This window comes from Pelomonas caseinilytica (assembly GCF_021353235.1).
Lineage (GTDB): Bacteria > Pseudomonadota > Gammaproteobacteria > Burkholderiales > Burkholderiaceae_C > Pelomonas > Pelomonas caseinilytica.
On sequence record NZ_JAJTWT010000003.1, the window covers coordinates 14688 to 32886 of the forward strand.

Genomic DNA, 18199 nt, shown 5'->3' on the forward strand with positions numbered 1-18199 from the left:
GTGGAACACAGCCACAGAGGCACAGAGGCACAGAGAAACTTGGTAGTCGCGCAAGAAGGCCAGATTCTCTGTGGCTCTGTGCCTCTGTGGCTGTTTTGTTGGGCCTCACTTGCGGTAGACCCCCTCGAAGTCGACCGAACCGTTGGGCGCCATCTTGAAGCCGACGACGTCCTTGCGGATGGGGATGTAGACGGTGGAGTGGGCCATGGTGATCCAGGGTCGCTCGTGCTTGAAGATCTCCTGCGCCTTCTCGTAGAGGGCGATGCGCTTTTTCTGGTCGGGCGTGGCGCGGGCCTCGTCGACGATCTTCTCGAACTCGGCGTTGCAGAACTTCACGCCGCTCTTGTTGGCCGCGCAGCTCAGGTTGGGCGTGAGGAAGTCGTCGGCGTCGCCCGTCTCGCCGCTCCAGCCGCTCATGTAGACGTTGTGCTCGCCGTTGTTGGCGCGCTTGAGGTACTCGCCCCACTCGTAGGTCTTGATGTTGGCCTTGACGCCGATCTTGGCCCAGTCCTGCTGGATGAGCTGGGCCATCAGCTGCCCGTTGGGGTTGGTGGGGCGCTGCACGGGCAGGGCCCAGAGGTCGATCTCGAAGCCGTTGGGATAGCCGGCCTTGGCCAGCAGGGCCTTGGCCTTGGCGGGGTCGAACTCGTTCTTGAGCTTCTTGTTGTACCCCGGCACCGAGGGCGGGAAGGCGCTCACCGCCTGCATGGCGTCGCCCCGGGGGAAGAGCGCCTTGAAGATGGCGTCGCGGTCGATGGCGATGTCCAGCGCCTCGCGCACCTCGCGCTTGTCGGTGGGCGGCTTCTTCAGGTTGAAGCTCAGGTAAGAGATGTTGAGGGCCTGGATCTTCTCGATGCTGACGTTGGGGTTGTTGGCCAGGGCGCCGACGTCCACGTCGCGCAGCGCCGCGGACACGTGGCATTCGCCGGCCGCCAGCTTCTGCACGCGGACGTTGGGCTCGCGGCTGATGCTGAACACCAGCACCGGCGTGGGCTGCTTGCCGCCCCAGTAGGTCGGGTTGGCCGTCATGCGCAGCACGTCGTCCTTGGCGTAGCTCTTGAACATGAAGGGGCCGGTACCCACCGGCAGTACGTTGATCTGCGAGGCCTTGCCCTCCTTGAGCAGCTGCGCGGCGTATTCGGCGGACTGGATGCCGGCCCAGGCGAAGGCGAAGTTCGCGACGAAAGTCACGTTGGGCTGCCGCAGCCGGAAACGAACTGTACGGTCGTCGATGCGGTCGATGCCCTCGATGGCCTTGGCCAGGCCCAGGTTCTGCGGATATATGAAGTTAGCGGGAAATGCCTTGTTGAAGGGGTGGTTTGGGTCGATGAAGCGCTGGAATGTGAACAGCACGTCGTCGGCGTTGAAGTCGCGCGTGGGCTTGAACCAGGGCGTGCTGTGGAACTTCACGCCTTCGCGCAGCCTGAAGGTGAAGCTCTTCGCGTCCGGCGATATCTCCCAGCTGGTGGCGAGCTTGGGCACCAGCTCCGTCGTCGGCCGCTTGAAGCCCAGCAGCCCGTCGAACATCTGCGCGCTGACGATGTTGGTGCTGGCGCCGTCCCACATGCCGGGGTCGAAGCCCTCGGGGCTGGCATCGGCGCAGTAGATCAGCGGCTTGCCCTGGGCATGGGCCGCGGGGGCCTGGAACAGCGCCAGGGCGGCGAGCAGGGCGGCAAGATGAGGCTTCATGGCTGGCGAAATCCAGGCGCGCTGGAGTGCGGAAGAGTTGGCATTGTTGGGAGCGGCCCGCGACCGATCAAGCACGGCCCGGGCGGGTGGACATAACGCAAACTTATACCCCGGCAATCGGCATGCCCGTAACGTTTGGCCACGTGGCCCGATGGGGAATGGTCAGAATGCCGGCCATCCCTGCTGTGTACCGCAGCGCTTCAAACGTGCGCTGCAAAGGATTGTTTTGTCATGACCGACCCGAAGCGTCGCAAGTTCCTCCAGATTTCAGCCGCGTTGGGCGGTGGCCTGCCCTTGGTCGGTTGCGGGGGAGGCAGCGACGCCGTCCTGGCGTCCGCGGACGCCGCCACTCCGGGCGCGGACGCGACCGCGGCCCCCAAGCCGCCGGTGCCCACACCGCCCCCGCCTCCGCCGGTGCCGGCGCCGCCTCCCCCGCCGCCGCCCGCCCCGGCGCCCACCCCCATCCCCGTGGCTGCCGCCACCCTCGGCCTCTTCGCCGGAGCCATGCAGTTCAGCCTGCAGGCCGCCAAGAGCCAGGCCAAGGCACCCTACTGCCTGGGCTTCGCCTTTCGGCGCGGCGACGTGCCCGCGGGCAGCAGCGTCGCCGCCGGCACTGGCGAGATGCAGGTCATTTCACGCACGACCTGGCCCGACGGGTCGCTGAAGTTCGCTCAATTGGCTGGTACGGCCGACGTCACCGCCAACACCCTGCTGACGGTGCGCCTGAGCCGCATCGACGCGCCCAAGGCCACCGCCGCGGCCCTGAGCCTGGCCGACCTCAAGAAGACCGGCATCACCGCCGAAGTCGCCGCGGGCAGCCTGGGCACCGCCAGCTTCGGCGCCACCGACTGGGACACGCCCCACACCACCTGGGCCAGCGGCCCGGTGATGTCGTCGTGGATCTTCCGCAAGCCGGTGGGCAGCGACGCCCACCTGGTGGCCTGGCTGGAGGTGCGCCTGTTCTCCACCGGCGCCGTCGAGGTGCTGCCCTGGATCGAGAACGGCTACCTGCAGGTGGCCGGCCCGACGAACAAGGCGGCGACCTACAGCTTCAAGCTCGGCGGCAGCGAGCGCTTCTCCGCGACCATCGACCTGCCCCACCACTGCCGCACGCCCCTGGTCAGCGGCACCACGCTGTCGCACTGGCTGGGCGACGCCCCGGCCGTGACGCCCCGCCACGACCTGGCCTACCTGCAGGCGACCGAGCAGGTGCCCACCTACAGCGCCCGCGTGAGCCCGAGCGCGGGCGTGGTGCAGCGCCTGGTGACGAGCTACACGCCGCTGGCCCAGGCCAACTACAGCTACGACGGCGACTACATGCCGGCCACCGGCTACCAGGAGCCCATCGGCCTGCTGCCGCAGCACGACGCCCTCTACCTCACCAGCGAAAGCCCGTCGACCTATGCCGCCGTGGTGGTCAACGGTTATGCCGCCGGCCGCTATCCGCTGTACTACCGCGACGAGAAGACGCAGCGCCCGCTGCGCTTCTCCCAGTACCCCAACCTCGTCCTGCACAGCGACAGCCGCGTCAGCGACGTGGGCGCCTCCACGCGCAACCAGTACACGCCCAAGCCGGGCGGCACCGGCTCGCCCCGGTGGGACTGCGCGCACAGCCCGTCGGTCGGCTACATGGCCTACCTGCTGACCGGGCGCTTCTTCTTCATGGAGCAGGTGCAGTTCGCCGCGACGCTGGACTACCTCACCAAGACCGACAGCGACATCATGCGCCGCGGTGCGCAGAACCTCGTGCAGGCCTGCTTCGGCGGCTGGCAGACGCGCGCCTGCGCCTGGCAGTGGCGCACCCTCGTGCAGGCGCTGGCCGTCACGCCCGACGCCGACACGGCGCTGCGGCAGGAGTTCGTCAACTCCGTGCAGGCCAACATCGAGCACTTCCACGCCACCTACGTGGCCCAGCCCAACAACCCCTTCGGCTGGGTGCAGCCGGGCGAGGGCTACGAGAACAACATGCAGTTCGGGGCGCCCTGGCAGCAGGACTTCGTCACGGCGGCCTTCGGCTTCTCGCTGGCCCTGGGCCTGCCGGTGTCCAGCGACGCGGCGACCAAGCATGACGCCTTCTTCCGCTGGAAGGCGCGCAGCGCCGTGATGCGCCTGGGCCCGGCCACCGACTTCTGGTACATCAACGGCGCCCAGTACACGATGACCATCACGCCGGTCGGCTCGCCGGACTTCCTCGGCGGCAAGGGCCCCTGGCTGGCCAACGACGCGGCCGTGTATGCCGCCACCTTCGCCACCAAGCCGGCCTGGTTCGGCAACACCGAAGGCACGCTGGCCGGCGAGATCATGCCCGGCGACCGCGCCGCCTGGGCCAACCTGACCACGGCCCTGGCCTACGCGGTGCGCCATGGCGCGCCCGGGGCCGTGGCGGCCTACCAGCGAGTCATTTCAGCCACCAACTACCCGTCGCTGCGCGACGCCTTCCACAACGCGCCGGTCTGGTCGGTGGCGCCGGCCCGCATCACGCCGGCCTGGCTGGCGGGCAAGCCCGTGGGCGAGTGGATCGAGATCGCCGGCACCTCCGGCGCGGGTGGCGCCGCGGTGGACGCCTACAGCGGCATCGCCATCAACGAGCTGACCAGCGAGGTGCTGATCGCCGCGGCCGGCGGCCACGGCGACTCCTCGGACAACCGCGTCGTCTCGCTGAGCCTGGCGTCGGACGCGCCGAGCTGGAAGCAGCGGCTGGCCCCCAGCAAGACCGTGCAGGAGAACGTCGCCTACTACAGCGACGGCCTGCCCGCGTCGCGCCACCTCTACAGCTCGCTGCACTTCGTGCCCCAGCTCAACCGGCTGATGCTCTTCGGCGCCTACGCCACCTACGGCTCGGCCTGGGCCTTCCCCACGGTGGACGGCTTCAACCTCGACACCAACAAGTGGGACCCGGCCGGCACCTGGGGCGACATGCCCAGCGGCTGCTACGGCGCCGCCCGGATCCGGGCCACCGGCGAGATCGTGAGCACCTGGCTGCGCAAGTGGTCGCCCGTCGACCGCAAGTGGGCCGAGGCCGTCACGGCGTCGAGCGGCGACAGCTCGCGCTGGCCCATGGCCTTCGACTCGCGGCGCAGCCAGCTCTTCTGCCTGCAGTGGGGCGACGGCCAGAGCTTCGACCCGCAGCGCCTGGTGGCCAGCCGCGTGCAGTGGGCCGACGGCCGGCAGGTGTCGGTCAGCTTCAACCCGAGTGGCGCCCTGACGCAGTGGTTGAACGAAAAGCCCATGTACGCGGCCATGGACTACGACGCCGACAACGACCGCTTCCTCTTCTACGCCGGCATGGGCGATGCGGCGGGCCGGGTCTACGTGATCCAGCCCAACGACGGCAACGTGTGGGACATGAGCCTGCTCAACGCCGCCGGCAGCGCCAAGATCCCGGCCACGGGCAGCGGCGGCCTGCAGAACCGGCTGCGCTACGTGCCGGCCCTGCGCGGCTTCGTGCTGTTGCCGCGCGGCAGCAGCAACCTCTTCTTCCTCCGAACCGCTTGAGGGGCAAGCCAGGGTCTCCGGCAGGGATGCCGGGACCCTGCGAAAATGCCGTCATGAAGCCCATCGCCTACACCCGTGCCCAGGGCCTGCCGGCCCTGCTCCAGCAACGCATCGTCGTCCTGGACGGCGCGATGGGCACCATGATCCAGCGCTACAAGCTGACCGAGGCGGACTACCGCGGCGAGCGCTTCAAGGACCACCCCAAGGACCTCAAGGGCAACAACGAGCTGCTGCTGTTCACGCGGCCCGACGTCATCCGCGAGATCCACGAGCAATACCTCGCCGCCGGCGCCGACCTCATCGAGACCAACACCTTCGGCGCCACCTCCGTCGCGCAGGAAGACTACGGCCTGGCCGAGCTGGCCTACGAGATGAACCTCGTGGCCGCGCAGATCGCCCGCGCCGCCTGCGACAAGTTCAGCACGCCCGACAAGCCGCGCTACGTGGCCGGCGCCCTTGGCCCCACGCCGCGCACCGCCTCCATCAGCCCCGACGTCAACGACCCCGGCGCGCGCAACATCGACTTTGACACCCTGCGCGCGGCCTACTACGAGCAGGCCAAGGGCCTGCTGGACGGCGGCGCCGACCTCTTCCTCGTCGAGACCATCTTCGACACGCTCAACGCCAAGGCCGCCATCTTCGCGCTGGACGAGTTGATGGAAGCCACCGGCGAGCGCCTGCCCGTGATCATCTCCGGCACCGTCACCGACGCCTCAGGCCGCATCCTCTCGGGCCAGACGGTCACGGCCTTCTGGCACTCGGTGCGCCACGCCCGGCCCCTGGCCATCGGCCTGAACTGCGCCCTCGGCGCCACGCTGATGCGGCCCTACATCGAGGAGCTGTCCAAGGTGGCCGGCGAGGTGGCGGTCAGCTGCTACCCCAACGCCGGCCTGCCCAACCCGATGAGCGACACCGGCTTCGACGAGACGCCTGACGTCACGGCGCGGCTGGTGGGCGAGTTCGCCCAGGCCGGCTTCCTCAACATCGCCGGCGGCTGCTGCGGCACCACGCCCGACCACATCGCCGCCATCGCCAAGGCCGTGTCGGCCTACAAGCCGCGGGTGAGCGGCGAGAAGTTCTTCAGCCAGATGCTGGCGGCGGCCTGAAGCAGCCCAGCCCTCAACCCTTGCCCGGCGCGCTCGCGGCCGGTCGCGCGCTGCGCCGGGGCGCCTCGGCGTAGTCGGCCGGCGGCTTCATCAGCGCGGCATCCGGCTCCCCGCGGCGGATCTTCTCGAGCCGGTAGTTCTGCTCGCCGCTGCGCGGGTCGGCGTCGCGGCTCATCACGGTCAGCATCAGCTCGGCGCTGCGCCAGACCTCGCGGCTCATGACGATGGGCTTCTCGTTGCCGATCTGCCCGGCGGGGATGGTCCAGGTGGTGCGCTCGCCATTGACCTTGAGGCCTTCGATCTCCTTGCCCGGCAGGGCCGCCGTCGTGCCCCCTTCGCGCGGCAGCAGGGGGGCGCCCAGCAGCAGCGGCATGGGCGGCATGGGCGGCACCGGTACGGCCATGGCCGCCGCGGGCAGGGGTGGCATCGGGGGCATGGGCGGCATCTCGCTGGCGCGCACGACGCGCAGCTCGCGGCGGCGTTCCGGCGCGCTCGCGCCCGAGGCGGCGGGCGCAGGCAGCACGAGCTCGCGTTCGATGACGACGCCCGGCTCGCCGGCCATGGCGCGGGCACGCACACGCTCGGAGTCGGCGCTGCGGGCCTGTTCGGCGACGCGCGCGCCCCACTCCTTCCAGCGTCCGGCCTGCTCCTTGATGCGCGCGCCCCACTCCTGCATCGAGGCCTGCCAGGCCGACAGGGCGGCGTCATGCTCGCCCTGCGACCAGGCGGCGTGGCCGCGCAGCCGCTGGGCGCGCTTCTGGTCGGGGTAGAGCACCCAGCTTTCCTTGGCGACCGGGTCGTTCAGGTAGACCACCTTCGGTCCGCCCTCGCGCTGCACCTCGCGGCGCGTGCGGCCCTCGCCGTCGCGGCAGAGCTGGCTCTGCTGGCGGCGCACGATGCGGTTGCCGTCGGCCAGCACCTGCACGTTCTCGTGCACGGCGGTGGCGCAGTAGGGCGCGCCCTTGACGATGCGCTCACCCTCCAGCTCGCGGCCGGCGAAGCCCAGGGCCTGGTCGCCGAGGGCGAGTTGCAGGGGCAGCTCGGCGGTCCCGCCGAAGGGGGACTGCAGCTCGAGCTGGACCTGGCGTTGCGCCTGGCGCTCGATGTCGCGCTGCAGGGTCTCGGCGGGCTGCGCACCGGCCGAAGCCGCGAGTCCGCACCAGAACAGGTTCAACAGGGGGCGGTTCATGAGGGTCTCTCCATGGGGCGTCAGTTCAGGATGCGCACGGCCAGCACCCGGCCGCTCGGGTTCAGCATCAGTTCGGCCCGCACCGGCTCGTCGGCCCGGGCGGCGTCGAAGGGCAGGCCCAGCAGGGCCAGGCGCTCGCGCGGCAGCTCGGCCGGCTGCAGCCAGACGGCGGCGCTGCGGCCGGCGGCCAGGGTGTCGCGGAGCTCGCCTTCAGGCACCAGCGGGATGAAGCCGCTGCCTGCCGGCGTGGCCGCCCGGGCCTGGCCGCCGCTGCCGCCGCCCGGTGGATCCAGCAGCAGCATGGCGCACAGCAGCAGGGCCGCGGTGGCCCCCAGCGCACCGCCGCTCCAGGCCAGGCCGCGCAGCCAGCCCGGCGCGTCGCGGGAGGCCGGGGCGCCGCGCGGGCGTTGGGTGCGCTGCAGCGCCACCAGCCGGGCCAGCACGGCCGCGTCCTGCTCGGCGGCGGGCTGCCGGCGCGCGAGTTCTTCGCGGGCCGGGCGCAGCCAGGCGGGCGTGGCGTCGTCGTCGTGGTTCATGGTCGTTCTCCCGCTCCGAGCAGGTCGGCCAGGCGCTGGCGGGCGCGATGCAGCCGCGTGCGAAGCACGTCGGCGCTGACGCCGGCGATGGCGGCGGCCTCGTCGTAGGAGCGTTCCTGCAGGTCGACGAGGACCAGGGCTTCGCGCTGCGGCCAGCTCAGGCGGCGTATGGCCGCCCAGAGCCGGCTGTGCCGCTGCTCGCCGTCCAGGTTCGCGTCGCTGCCGGGGAGGGGCTCGGCCTCGTCCTCGGCAGCGTCGTCCAGCGGCACGTGGCGCCGCGCGTCGCGCCACTGGCCCAGCAACTGGTGGCGGGCCATGCCGGCCAGATAGGCGCCCAGGGATCCCCGGCCCGGCTCGAAGCGCTGCGGCCCGCGCAGCAGCTGGGCGAAGGCCTCCTGCACGGCGTCCAGCGCCGCTGCTTCGTCGCCGCCCAGGGCCAGGGCGTAGCGGTAGACCGAACCGCTCTCCCGCCGGTACAGCAGGGCCAGGGCCTCGGCGTCGCCGGCCGTCACGCGGGCCAGCAGCGCGGCTTCGTCCGTGCCGGCAGCGGCGGCCGGGGCGACGAAGCCGAGGCGCGTCAGCCAGCTCATGCCTGACCACATGGGGAAGGGGCCTGCGGAAGTTGCATGCCCCTATTGAGCGTGAAGGGGCTGGGGCGTTACTCCGGACAAACCCGTCGTCACTTCCGGCACGGGGCGGGCGGGGCTTCATGCTCGCCGCATGATCAAGCTCCAAGGCCTGGACCACCTCGTGCTGCGCGTCGTCGACCTCGACGCCATGGTCCGCTTCTACGTCGACACCCTGGGCTGCGCGGTCGAGCGCCGCCAGGACGAGATCGGCCTCGTGCAGCTGCGCGCCGGCCGCTCCCTCATCGACCTCGTCCCCGTCGACGGCAAGCTCGGCCGCATGGGCGGCGCGGCGCCGGGCCGCGAGGGCCGCAACCTCGACCACTTCTGCCTGCGCGTCGAGCCCTTCGACGAGGCGGCCCTGCGCGCCCACCTCGCCGCCCGGGGCGTCGAGGCCGGCAAGACCGAGAGCCGCTACGGCGCGGAGGGGGAGGGCCCGTCCATCTACCTGAGCGACCCGGAGGGCAACGTCGTCGAGCTGAAGGGGCCGCCGGGGCCGGTGGCATGAAGCCGCTGGCCCGCGCCATCGCCTGGGGTGGGCTGTTGGCCGGCACCGGCGACCTCGTCTTTGCGCTCGGTTACTACGGCATGAAGCTCAAGGTCTTCCAGAACGTCGCCGCCGGCCTCATCGGCCGCGAGGGCGCCTACGCCGGGGGTGCTGCCACCTTCGCGCTGGGTGTGGGCCTGCACTACGCCATCGCACTGACCTGGGCCGCGCTGTTCTGTCTGGCGGGGCAGCGGCTGCCGGGCCTGCTGCGCCAGGCCGGCGTGGCCGGCGCGGCCTTCGGCCTCGTCGTGTACCTGGGCATGAACTGCGTCGTGCTGCCGCTGTCGGCCCTGCACACCCGCGCCTGGCCGCTGCGCCTGGACGTGGCCGTGCTGGCCGCGCATGCGCTGTTGTTCGGGCTGCCGATCGCCCTCGCGGCGCGACGCTGCCTGCTCGGCGCGCCGGCCCGCGGCTGACCGCCTGCCCAGCCCGCGTCCGCCGCCGCTTGCGCCACGTCAAGGCCCGCGCCGCCCGCTGCGGTGAGCATGGCTCCCGTTGTTCCCGGAGCCTGCCATGACGACCCCCTACCGCACCCTCGCCGCCGACATCACCGCCACCCTCGCCCAGCTGCGGGCCGACATCCCCGACACCACGCGGGGCTTCGGCGCCCTCTCGCATGCGGCCATGAAGCCCGGCGCGCTGGACGGCAAGGCCAAGGAACTCATCGCCATGGCCCTGAGCGTGGCCGCGCGCTGCGACCCCTGCCTGGCCTTCCATGCCGAGGCCCTCGTCAAGCTGGGCTGCAGCCGCGCGGAGCTGGAGGAGATGCTCGGCGTGTGCGTCTACATGGGCGGCGGGCCGTCGCTGATGTATGCCGCCCGCGCCCTCGACGCCTTCGACCAGTGCGGCGGCCACGCGGCGCAGTAAAGCCACGGCATGACACCACCGTGACCGGGTGCGCCGGGCTTGAGCCGGATCAAGCCCGGGCCGATTCGCCGCGTCCGCCGCGCGGGGCGTCACCGGAATTTCATGCGGTCCTCTCAGGCTTGCGGCCACGCGTCTTGCGTGTCGAGGAGGCTTTCGCATGTCCATGTTCTGGGACCAGGTCCGTACCCTGCGCTGGGACGACCATCGCTACTACCACCAGTGCCGCATCAACCAGACCCTGCACCTGATCAGCGCGATCAGCTTCCTGGTCGGCTATGCATTGCTCTTCGTCGACCCGGCCGCGGCGGCCTGGGTCGGGTGGTGCGTGGGCATGGTCACCCGCCAGAGCGGCCACATCTTCTTCGAGCCCCGCGGCTACGACCATCTCAACCGGGCCACCGACGCGCACAAGGAGGCCATCAAGGCGGGCTACAACATGCGCCGCAAGGCCGTGCTCATCGGCGTGTGGCTGACGGTGCCGGTGCTGCTGGCCCTGTCGCCCAGCCTCTTCGGCCTCATCGAGCCGGCGGTCGGCCGCGCGGGCTACCTGCACGACGTCGGCCTGGCCTGGCTGATGCTCGGCGCATCCGGGCTGGCGCTGCGCGGCCTGCAACTGGCCGTGCTGCGCAGCCCGAGCTGGGGGCTGGCGTGGGTGACCAAGGTCCTGACCGACCCGCTCCATAACGTCGACATCTACTGGCGCTCGCCCCTGGCTCTGCTGCGCGGCCAGCGCTACGACCCGCTGGAGCGGGGCCACTGAGGGCGCGGGCACGGCCGGCAGAATGCGGCCATGCCCGCACTCCCCGCCAAGCTGCCCCAGGCCGGCACCACCATCTTCACCGTCATGTCGGCGCTGGCCGCCGAGCATGGCGCCGTCAACCTCGGCCAGGGCTTCCCGGACTTCGCCGCCGACCCGGCCCTGCTGCAGGCCCTCACCGACGCCATGACCGCGGGCCACAACCAGTACCCGCCCATGACCGGCGTGCCGGCCCTGCGGCAGGCCGTGGCCGCCAAGCTCAACGACCTGTACGGATCGGCCTACGACGCCGACCGCGACGTCACCATCACCGCCGGCGGCACCCAGGGCCTGTTCACCGCCCTGCAGGCCTGTGTCGGCACGGGCGACGAAGTCGTCATCATCGAACCGGCCTACGACAGCTACGACCCGGCCATCCGCCTCGCCGGCGGGGTGCCCGTGGGCGTGCCCATGACGGCCGACTACCGCATCGACTGGACGGCGGTGCGCGCCGCCGTCACGCCGCGCACCCGCGCCCTGGTGCTGAACACGCCGCACAACCCGAGTGGCCGCGTCGCCACGGCCGAGGACCTCGACGAGCTGGAGCGCCTGGCCGAGGCGCACGACCTCTTCGTCGTCAGCGACGAGGTCTACGAGCACATGGTGTTCGACGGCGCCCGCCACGAGAGCGTCGCCCGCCGCCCCTGCCTGAGCGAGCGGGCCTTCCTCATCGGCAGCTTCGGCAAGACCTTCCACGTGACGGGCTGGAAGGTCGGCTTCGTGGCCGCGCCGCCGGCCCTCTCCGCCGCCTTCCGCCGCCTGCACCAGTACACGGTGTTCACCGTGCACACGCCGACGCAGCATGCCCTGGCGGCCTACCTCGCCGACCCCGCGCCGTGGCAGGGCCTGGGCGGCTTCTACGAGGCCAAGCGTGACGCCTTCCGCGCGGCGCTCGCCGCCACGCCGCTGAAGCTGCTGCCCTGCGAGGGCACGTATTTCCAGACGGTCGACTATTCGGCCGTGTCCAAGCTGGCCGAGGCCGACTTCGCCCGCTGGCTCACGACAGAGATCGGCGTCGCGGCCATCCCGCTGTCGGTCTTCTACCAGCGGCCCCAGGAGCGCCGCCACGTGCGCTTCTGCTTCGCCAAGCGCGACGAGACGCTGGCCCAGGCGGCCGGCCGGCTGGCCCGGCTGGGCTGATCAGATCAGCGCCGCCAGGGCCGCCTTGCGCTGCTCCAGCGACGGCTTCTTGCCGGCCGGGAAGGCGCCGGGCACCAGGGTCAGGCAGGCGGCGCCGGTGGCGCTGCGGGCGCAGAGCTGGTCGATCTCCGGGCGGGCATAGGCCTCCTGGCCCACGCCCGTCAGGGCCTGGAAGTCGGGCACCTGCTTCCAGTCCGAGAAGCTGGCCGCGGGCGCCTGGATGATGGACGCGATGTCCTTGCCCGAGCCGTCGGTGACGGCGTAGTCCTGGTGCACCTGGGCCGCGCGCCGCTTGGGCACGGCCTTGACCTGCAGCCCGGGCACGCCCAGGGCCTGCGAGAGCTTGGCCGCGGCCGTGACGGCGTCGGCCTGGGCCGGGGGCAGGGCGAGCAGCAAGGCCATGGGCAGGGCGAGGGGCAGGCACAGGCGTTTCAATCGCATTCGTTCCTCCTGGTGGACGGCATGAGATTCTTTTCGGGGCGGCCGTTCCCGGATGTCCCCGTTTGTGGGGATTTTGGTAACGCCGTGAATCGGCGGCGCCGCCGGCACTGGCATGGCCCGTGCTAACCCTGAAGCTGCAGGACCGGTGCGTTCGCCGCGGGCGGCGCCGGTCGTGACGCAGATCACGAAAGACCCGCCATGCCGCACCATCTTCGTGCACTCCAGCCCGCCGCACGGCGCACCGCGCCGGCGGCCTCGGGCGAGCTCTTCGGCAAGACCATCAACCTGTCGGGCCGGCGCCGTTTCACGTCCCAGCGCGTGGTGCTCTATGCCGTGCTCGCCGCCCAAGGGCGCGAGGGCGCGCTGGCGACGGCCCGCGACGCCCTCGCGACCTTCGGCGAGGCGCACGGCGCCCTGCTCCAGGGCGAGCTCTCGCCCGAGGCCCTGGGCGGCGACCTGGCCGCAGCCTACTTCGGCGCGGACGGCGCCCAGGCCCGCATCGACGCCTTCATCGCCCTGGCCGGACGCACGCTGGACGCCATCGCCGCCGCGTCGCCCGGCGCGCCGACGCTGCTGGAGTCGCTGGTGGAGGCCGCCACGCCGCTGCTGGCCACCCTGAACCGGCTGACGCAGATCTACGAGGACCTGGCCCGCCAGCAGGCCGCCTCGGCCAAGCGCCAGCTGAGCGCCGTCATGGGCGACATCGAGCTGATCGCCAAGCACGCGCGCATCGTGTCCTTCAACGCCCAGGTGGTGGCGGCCCGGGCTGGTGCCTCGGGCCGGGAGTTCGCCGTCGTCTCCGGTGAGCTGACGCAGATCACGGGCAAGCTCGACGGCCTGGTGCGGGAGGCGGTGCGGAGCGCGGCGGCTTGAAGTGAAACCCCCGGCCCAACCCCGCGCGCTGAACGCGGCGCGTGTCTGGTCCGCCCCCCGAGGGGGCGGCGATGCTTGCGGCATCGAGCCGCAAGCATCGCCAGTGCGGGCCGGCTCGGGAGCGGCCCAGCGCTCGGCCCGCAAGATGCGGGATTCCCTGGACACCTGGGGCCATGAGCCGACTCCGAGCGTTCGGCATGGCGCAACCGAGCTTTCGGCGGGCGCCGGATAGTCCCCGGGCGCGAGACGCGGCGGGCCGACTGCCGGAAAATCGGCGGTTCCCGATCCGCACCGCACAGGCTCCGCCATGCCCACCTACCGTTCCAAGACCTCCACCGCCGGCCGCAACATGGCGGGCGCCCGCTCGCTGTGGCGCGCCACGGGCATGAAGGACGACGACTTCTCCAAGCCCATCGTCGCCATCGCCAACTCCTTCACCCAGTTCGTGCCCGGGCATGTGCACCTGAAGGACATGGGCCAGCTGGTGGCCCGCGAGATCGAGGCCGCGGGCGGCGTGGCCAAGGAGTTCAACACCATCGCCGTGGACGACGGCATCGCCATGGGCCACGACGGCATGCTGTATTCGCTGCCCAGCCGCGACATCATTGCCGACTCGGTCGAGTACATGGTCAACGCCCACTGCGCCGACGCGCTGGTGTGCATCTCCAACTGCGACAAGATCACACCCGGCATGCTGATGGCCGCGATGCGGCTCAACATCCCCGTCGTGTTCGTCTCCGGCGGCCCGATGGAGGCCGGCAAGGCGCGCCTGGCGGTGCCCGGCACGGCCAAGGTCGAGATCAGGAAGCTGGACCTCATCGACGCCATGGTCATGGCCGCCGACAGCAAGGTCAGCGATGCCGACCTCGCCGAGGTCGAGCGCTCGGCCTGCCCCACCTGCGGCAGCTGCTCGGGCATGTTCACCGCCAACTCCATGAACTGCCTGACCGAAGCCCTGGGCCTGAGCCTGCCGGGCAACGGCACCGTGGTGGCCACGCATGCCGACCGCGAGCAGCTCTTCAAGCGCGCGGGCCGCACCGTGCTGGACCTGTGCCGCCGCTACTACGAGGAGGGCGATGAGCGCGTGCTGCCGCGCGCCGTCGGCTTCAAGGCCTTCGAGAACGCCATCGCGCTGGACATCGCGATGGGCGGCTCCACCAACACCATCCTGCACCTGCTGGCCATCGCCCAGGAGGCGGGCATCGACTTCACCATGGCCGACATCGACCGCATGTCGCGCCACGTGCCGCAGCTGTGCAAGGTGGCGCCCAACACCAACAAGTACCACATCGAGGACGTGCACCGCGCCGGCGGCATCATGGCCATCCTGGGCGAGCTGGCGCGGGCCGGCAAGCTGCACACCGACGTGCCCACGGTGCATGCGCCGACCATGGCCGACGCGCTGGCGCAGTGGGACGTGGCCGTCACCACCGACGAAGCCGTCAGGACCTTCTACCTGGCCGGCCCGGCCGGCATCCCGACGCAGGTGGCCTTCAGCCAGGACTGCCGCTGGCCCAGCCTGGACCTGGATCGCGCCGAAGGCTGCATCCGCTCCTTCGAGCATGCCTTCAGCAAGGAAGGCGGCCTCGCCGTGCTGCGCGGCAACATCGCGGTGGACGGCTGCGTCGTGAAGACCGCGGGCGTGGACGACGCCCTGCTCGTCTTCGAGGGCCCCGCTCACGTCGTGGAGAGCCAGGACGAAGCCGTGGACCACATCCTCAACGACGCGGTCAAGGCCGGCGACGTGGTGGTGGTGCGCTACGAGGGCCCCAAGGGCGGCCCTGGCATGCAGGAGATGCTCTACCCGACCAGCTACATCAAGAGCAAGGGCCTGGGCAAGGCCTGCGCCCTGCTGACCGACGGCCGCTTCTCCGGCGGCACCTCGGGCCTGTCCATCGGCCACTGCTCGCCCGAGGCGGCGGCGGGCGGTGCCATCGGCCTGGTGAGGAACGGCGACCGCATCCGCATCGACATCCCCAACCGCACGATCGATGTGCTGGTCAGCGACGAGGAACTGGCGAAGCGCCGCGCCGAGCAGGACGCCAAGGGCTGGAAGCCGGCTCACGCCCGCCCGCGCAAGGTGAGCGCCGCGCTCAAGGCCTACGCGCTGCTGGCGACGTCGGCGGACAAGGGGGCGGTGAGGGATTTGAGCAAGCTGGAGGGGTGATCGGTGTAAGGCTCCGAAACAGGGGCGTGCCAATCTGTTGGACGATGCCTAATGCCCCATTTAGGGCTGCAAGTGCCTTATCGCTGGGTGCTCACGCCCTTATCTGCTCGAACGTGCTCTTGCTAGTGAAGCGCCAGGGCACCCGAAGCGCGGTTCTTGACGTGAGCTTGGCGACCTCGATGATCTTTGGCCACCACTGAACGAGTTGAGCAGCCTGTATCCAGTACGGTTTGCTCCACTGCGGATCAAGCACGAAAACGGTCAAGCCATGCCGTCGCAGCATCTCGCGCTCGGCTTTGGATTTTTTGAATCGGTCAATCGACACTACGATCCAGCCGCCCTCGACAGCCAGTACGCTCAACCACTCCGGATCAGGTGTGTTCGCAGCGAACTTGTCCTTGAGTGGAATCACCTGCTCGACTGCAGGATCGAATGTTGACAGTTCGGCAATGCCCCGCGCGAGGCTGGGCGGCAAGTTGTTGTCGAACAGGAATTTCAAGCGGCCCGAAGAAGTTTCTCCTCGAACCGCACCGCAGATTCAACCTGCTTGGGCGTGATCTCGAAGAGCCTTGCCACTACTGCTTTGTTCCTGCTTTCGGCTAGATAGCTCGCATAGAGCGAGGCGGTTGGAATGCCGGATTCCTCGACCACAGGCTGACCGAACTGAAGAACTGGGTCAATAACGACCATGCGACTGCGCGGCTCGGGATACCAGCGCCTCGCGAAGCCACCGTCGTACTCAATTCCGGCGTACAGCGAGCTTTTGATGATTTCCCGGAACGCGTATTGACGAGTCCGTAGATCCAGCACTTCCGCTTCATCGTCGTCAGCACCTGCGCGCAATGCCTCTTGGTAGATGGTTGCGCCGTCGGTCACAAATCGCCGAGTGGTGAACGGGTAGTCGGCGCCGAACATTTCGGAGGCCGCTTCCAGGCATCGGCGCACAACCAGCAGTGGTACCCCGCGACGTACGAACTCGCGCACCACCCGCAGTTCCAACAAATCTTGGAACCCGATCACATTCTCGTGAAAGTCGTCCGCTTGATACTGTGGTGTCCACAGTGGATTGGCATGGCGGTGTATGCGATCTCCACCCTTGCGACTCGAGTAGTCGTAGCCATACAGCCAGCGCTTGATGGCACGACGATCGCCATGGATCAGCCGCGCAGCATCCGTCAGCGTGTACATGCCGAGTCCGAGTTGAGTCATCGCCGGGTATCTCCCTTGGCGAGAAGATCGCCTTCACACCGCCTGCGAGCGCTTTGCGCCGCTATAGATCAGTTTAGCAATTTGCCGGTTTCTCCGCTGAAGGCGGTCTTGCGTCCACAGGCCGACGCCGCTCGTGCTCTTTGATGTTTTGGAAGGCGGTGCCATGCGGCCAGATCAGCCCGCCCTTTCCAGCATCGCCTGCAACAACACATTGCACCCCGCCTCGATGTGCTCCGGCTTGGCGTCCTCGATCTCGTTGTGGCTGATGCCGTCCTTGCAGGGGATGAAGATCATGCCGGCCGGAGCCAGGCGGGCCATGTAGACGGCGTCGTGGCCGGCGCCGGAGACGGCGGGCATGTTGCTGTAGCCCAGCGCGTCGGCCGCCTTCTGCACGGCGGCGATGCAGTCCTTGTGGAAGGGCTGGGCCGGGTAGGCGCTGACGGGGGTGATCTCGATGGCCAGGCCCGACTCGGCGGCGAGCTTCGCGGCCACCGCGCGGATGTCAGCGTCCATCGCGTCGCAAAGTTGGTCGGTGGCGTTGCGCAGGTCGATGCTGAACTTCACGCGGCCGGGGATGACGTTGCGGCTGTTGGGGTGCACCTGCACCATGCCCACCGTGCCGCGGCCGTGCGGCGGGTGGCGGTGGGCGCAGGCGACGACCTCCTGCATGAGCTTGGTGGCCACCTGCAGCGCGTCCTTGCGCAAGGCCATGGGCGTGGGGCCGGCGTGGGCTTCCATGCCGGTGACGACGCAGTCGTACCAGCGGATGCCCAGCACGCCGGTGACAACGCCGATGGTGGTGTCGTGGTCCTCCAGCACCGGGCCCTGCTCGATGTGGGTCTCGAAGTAGGCGCCGATGGGGTGGTCGCCCGGCACCTGGTCGCCGATGTAGCCGATGCGCTCCAGCTCGCCCTTCACCGTCTTGCCCTCGGTATCGGTCGCGGCGTAGGCGTGCTCCAGCGTGAAGGCCTTGGCGAACACGCCCGAGCCCATCATCACGGGCACGAAGCGCGAGCCTTCCTCGTTGGTCCAGAAGGCCACCTCGATGGGAGCCTCGGTCTGGATGCCGTGGTCGTTGAGCGTGCGCACGACCTCGATGCCAGCGAGCACGCCGTAGTTGCCGTCGAACTTGCCGCCGGTGGGCTGGGTGTCGATGTGGCTGCCGGTCATGATGGGCGGCAGGCTGTTGTCGCGTCCGGCGCGGCGCATGAAGGCGTTGCCGATCTGGTCGACGGTGACGGTCATACCGGCCTCGCGCGCCCAGCGGGTGACGAGGTCCCGGCCCTGCTTGTCGAGGTCGGTGAGTGTCAGGCGGCAGACGCCGCCTTTCTCGGTGGCGCCGATCTTGGCCAGCTCCATCAGCGAATCCCAGAGGCGTTGGCCGTTGATGCGGAGTTGGGTGACGTTGGGCTTGGTGACGGCGGTGTCCATCGCGTGGTCCTCAATTCAAAACAAAGCCACAGAGGCACAGAGACACAGAGGAGGTCTCATCATGCGCGCCATCTGGGCCTCTCTGTG

The 18199-nt window shown here is 70.0% G+C and carries 17 protein-coding genes; 9 read left to right on the forward strand and 8 right to left on the reverse strand.

The window, feature by feature from the left end:
• Positions 1–105: 105 nt before the first annotated feature.
• Positions 106–1689 carry an ABC transporter substrate-binding protein gene (locus LXT12_RS07450; protein ID WP_233390847.1) on the reverse strand — a complete coding sequence of 528 codons (1584 nt, stop codon included), beginning with the start codon at positions 1687–1689 and terminating at the stop codon, positions 106–108.
• Between the two features lie 468 nt (positions 1690–2157).
• Between LXT12_RS07450 and LXT12_RS07455 the strand changes: the two genes are divergently transcribed.
• Both LXT12_RS07455 and LXT12_RS07460 read left to right on the forward strand, forming a co-directional pair.
• On the forward strand, positions 2158–5184 hold the full coding sequence (locus tag LXT12_RS07455; RefSeq protein ID WP_233390848.1) for a hypothetical protein: 3027 nt from the start codon (positions 2158–2160) through the stop codon (positions 5182–5184).
• A 53-nt stretch (positions 5185–5237) separates the two neighbouring features.
• Positions 5238–6290, forward strand: coding sequence for a homocysteine S-methyltransferase family protein (locus LXT12_RS07460; RefSeq protein ID WP_233390849.1), 1053 nt, complete (start codon positions 5238–5240; stop codon positions 6288–6290).
• Positions 6291–6303: 13 nt separating this feature from the next.
• Here the strand turns inward: LXT12_RS07460 and LXT12_RS07465 are convergent, their stop codons facing one another.
• Genes LXT12_RS07465 through LXT12_RS07475 form a run of 3 tightly spaced genes read right to left on the reverse strand, consistent with a single transcriptional unit; the run spans position 6304 to position 8605 of the window.
• Complete coding sequence (locus LXT12_RS07465; protein WP_233390850.1) at positions 6304–7479, reverse strand: hypothetical protein; 1176 nt, start codon at positions 7477–7479, stop codon at positions 6304–6306.
• A 20-nt stretch (positions 7480–7499) separates the two neighbouring features.
• Positions 7500–8015, reverse strand: coding sequence for a hypothetical protein (locus tag LXT12_RS07470; protein WP_233390851.1), 516 nt, complete (start codon positions 8013–8015; stop codon positions 7500–7502).
• Complete coding sequence (locus tag LXT12_RS07475) at positions 8012–8605, reverse strand: RNA polymerase sigma factor (RefSeq protein ID WP_233390853.1); 594 nt, start codon at positions 8603–8605, stop codon at positions 8012–8014. Before LXT12_RS07475 ends, LXT12_RS07470 begins: the two co-directional genes overlap by 4 nt.
• Positions 8606–8735: 130 nt before the next feature.
• On the opposite strand from LXT12_RS07475, the gene LXT12_RS07480 reads away from it, so the two are divergent.
• The 5 genes from LXT12_RS07480 (at position 8736) to LXT12_RS07500 (ending at position 11991) form a co-directional block, all read left to right on the forward strand.
• Positions 8736–9149, forward strand: coding sequence for a VOC family protein (locus tag LXT12_RS07480; protein ID WP_233390855.1), 414 nt, complete (start codon positions 8736–8738; stop codon positions 9147–9149).
• Complete coding sequence (locus LXT12_RS07485; protein ID WP_233390857.1) at positions 9146–9604, forward strand: DUF1440 domain-containing protein; 459 nt, start codon at positions 9146–9148, stop codon at positions 9602–9604. The genes LXT12_RS07480 and LXT12_RS07485 overlap by 4 nt, the downstream gene beginning before the upstream one ends.
• 97 nt (positions 9605–9701) lie before the next feature.
• Positions 9702–10055 (forward strand): carboxymuconolactone decarboxylase family protein, encoded by a 354-nt coding sequence (locus LXT12_RS07490; RefSeq protein WP_233390859.1) that lies wholly within the window; start codon positions 9702–9704, stop codon positions 10053–10055.
• A 157-nt stretch (positions 10056–10212) separates the two neighbouring features.
• On the forward strand, positions 10213–10815 hold the full coding sequence (locus tag LXT12_RS07495) for a hypothetical protein (RefSeq protein ID WP_233390861.1): 603 nt from the start codon (positions 10213–10215) through the stop codon (positions 10813–10815).
• Between the two features lie 30 nt (positions 10816–10845).
• Positions 10846–11991, forward strand: a complete 1146-nt coding sequence (locus LXT12_RS07500) for a methionine aminotransferase (protein ID WP_233390862.1) — start codon at positions 10846–10848, stop codon at positions 11989–11991.
• Here LXT12_RS07500 and LXT12_RS07505 read toward each other — a convergent pair whose 3' ends face one another.
• Complete coding sequence (locus tag LXT12_RS07505; RefSeq protein ID WP_233390863.1) at positions 11992–12432, reverse strand: hypothetical protein; 441 nt, start codon at positions 12430–12432, stop codon at positions 11992–11994.
• Between the two features lie 198 nt (positions 12433–12630).
• Here LXT12_RS07505 and LXT12_RS07510 point away from each other — a divergent pair, with 198 nt between their 5' ends.
• Positions 12631–13305 carry a type IV pili methyl-accepting chemotaxis transducer N-terminal domain-containing protein gene (locus LXT12_RS07510; RefSeq protein WP_233390864.1) on the forward strand — a complete coding sequence of 225 codons (675 nt, stop codon included), beginning with the start codon at positions 12631–12633 and terminating at the stop codon, positions 13303–13305.
• A 307-nt stretch (positions 13306–13612) separates the two neighbouring features.
• A complete protein-coding gene (ilvD, locus tag LXT12_RS07515; protein ID WP_233390866.1) occupies positions 13613–15472 on the forward strand; it encodes a dihydroxy-acid dehydratase in 1860 nt (619 codons plus the stop codon).
• 91 nt (positions 15473–15563) lie between these two features.
• On the opposite strand, the gene LXT12_RS07520 is transcribed toward ilvD, so the two are convergent.
• From LXT12_RS07520 to LXT12_RS07530, 3 genes are all read right to left on the reverse strand, one after another.
• Positions 15564–15971: a PIN-like domain-containing protein gene (locus LXT12_RS07520; RefSeq protein ID WP_233390867.1), complete on the reverse strand. Its 408-nt coding sequence runs from the start codon at positions 15969–15971 to the stop codon at positions 15564–15566.
• Positions 15968–16660 (reverse strand): DUF433 domain-containing protein, encoded by a 693-nt coding sequence (locus tag LXT12_RS07525; protein WP_233390868.1) that lies wholly within the window; start codon positions 16658–16660, stop codon positions 15968–15970. Before LXT12_RS07525 ends, LXT12_RS07520 begins: the two co-directional genes overlap by 4 nt.
• 195 nt (positions 16661–16855) lie before the next feature.
• Complete coding sequence (locus LXT12_RS07530) at positions 16856–18112, reverse strand: Zn-dependent hydrolase (RefSeq protein ID WP_233390869.1); 1257 nt, start codon at positions 18110–18112, stop codon at positions 16856–16858.
• Positions 18113–18199: the final 87 nt, after the last annotated feature.

Excerpts from the sequence above, each read along its gene's own strand:
- LXT12_RS07475 (WP_233390853.1), bottom strand. The coding sequence starts at position 8,605 with ATGAGCTGGCTGACGCGCCTCGGCTTCGTCGCCCCGGCCGCCGCTGCC.
- LXT12_RS07450 (WP_233390847.1), bottom strand. The coding sequence starts at position 1,689 with ATGAAGCCTCATCTTGCCGCCCTGCTCGCCGCCCTGGCGCTGTTCCAG.
- LXT12_RS07470 (WP_233390851.1), bottom strand. The coding sequence starts at position 8,015 with ATGAACCACGACGACGACGCCACGCCCGCCTGGCTGCGCCCGGCCCGC.
- LXT12_RS07480 (WP_233390855.1), top strand. The coding sequence starts at position 8,736 with ATGATCAAGCTCCAAGGCCTGGACCACCTCGTGCTGCGCGTCGTCGAC.
- LXT12_RS07500 (WP_233390862.1), top strand. The coding sequence starts at position 10,846 with ATGCCCGCACTCCCCGCCAAGCTGCCCCAGGCCGGCACCACCATCTTC.
- LXT12_RS07490 (WP_233390859.1), top strand. The coding sequence starts at position 9,702 with ATGACGACCCCCTACCGCACCCTCGCCGCCGACATCACCGCCACCCTC.
- LXT12_RS07460 (WP_233390849.1), top strand. The coding sequence starts at position 5,238 with ATGAAGCCCATCGCCTACACCCGTGCCCAGGGCCTGCCGGCCCTGCTC.
- LXT12_RS07505 (WP_233390863.1), bottom strand. The coding sequence starts at position 12,432 with ATGCGATTGAAACGCCTGTGCCTGCCCCTCGCCCTGCCCATGGCCTTG.
- LXT12_RS07495 (WP_233390861.1), top strand. The coding sequence starts at position 10,213 with ATGTCCATGTTCTGGGACCAGGTCCGTACCCTGCGCTGGGACGACCAT.
- LXT12_RS07525 (WP_233390868.1), bottom strand. The coding sequence starts at position 16,660 with ATGTACACGCTGACGGATGCTGCGCGGCTGATCCATGGCGATCGTCGT.
- LXT12_RS07530 (WP_233390869.1), bottom strand. The coding sequence starts at position 18,112 with ATGGACACCGCCGTCACCAAGCCCAACGTCACCCAACTCCGCATCAAC.
- LXT12_RS07465 (WP_233390850.1), bottom strand. The coding sequence starts at position 7,479 with ATGAACCGCCCCCTGTTGAACCTGTTCTGGTGCGGACTCGCGGCTTCG.
- ilvD (WP_233390866.1), top strand. The coding sequence starts at position 13,613 with ATGCCCACCTACCGTTCCAAGACCTCCACCGCCGGCCGCAACATGGCG.
- LXT12_RS07510 (WP_233390864.1), top strand. The coding sequence starts at position 12,631 with ATGCCGCACCATCTTCGTGCACTCCAGCCCGCCGCACGGCGCACCGCG.
- LXT12_RS07485 (WP_233390857.1), top strand. The coding sequence starts at position 9,146 with ATGAAGCCGCTGGCCCGCGCCATCGCCTGGGGTGGGCTGTTGGCCGGC.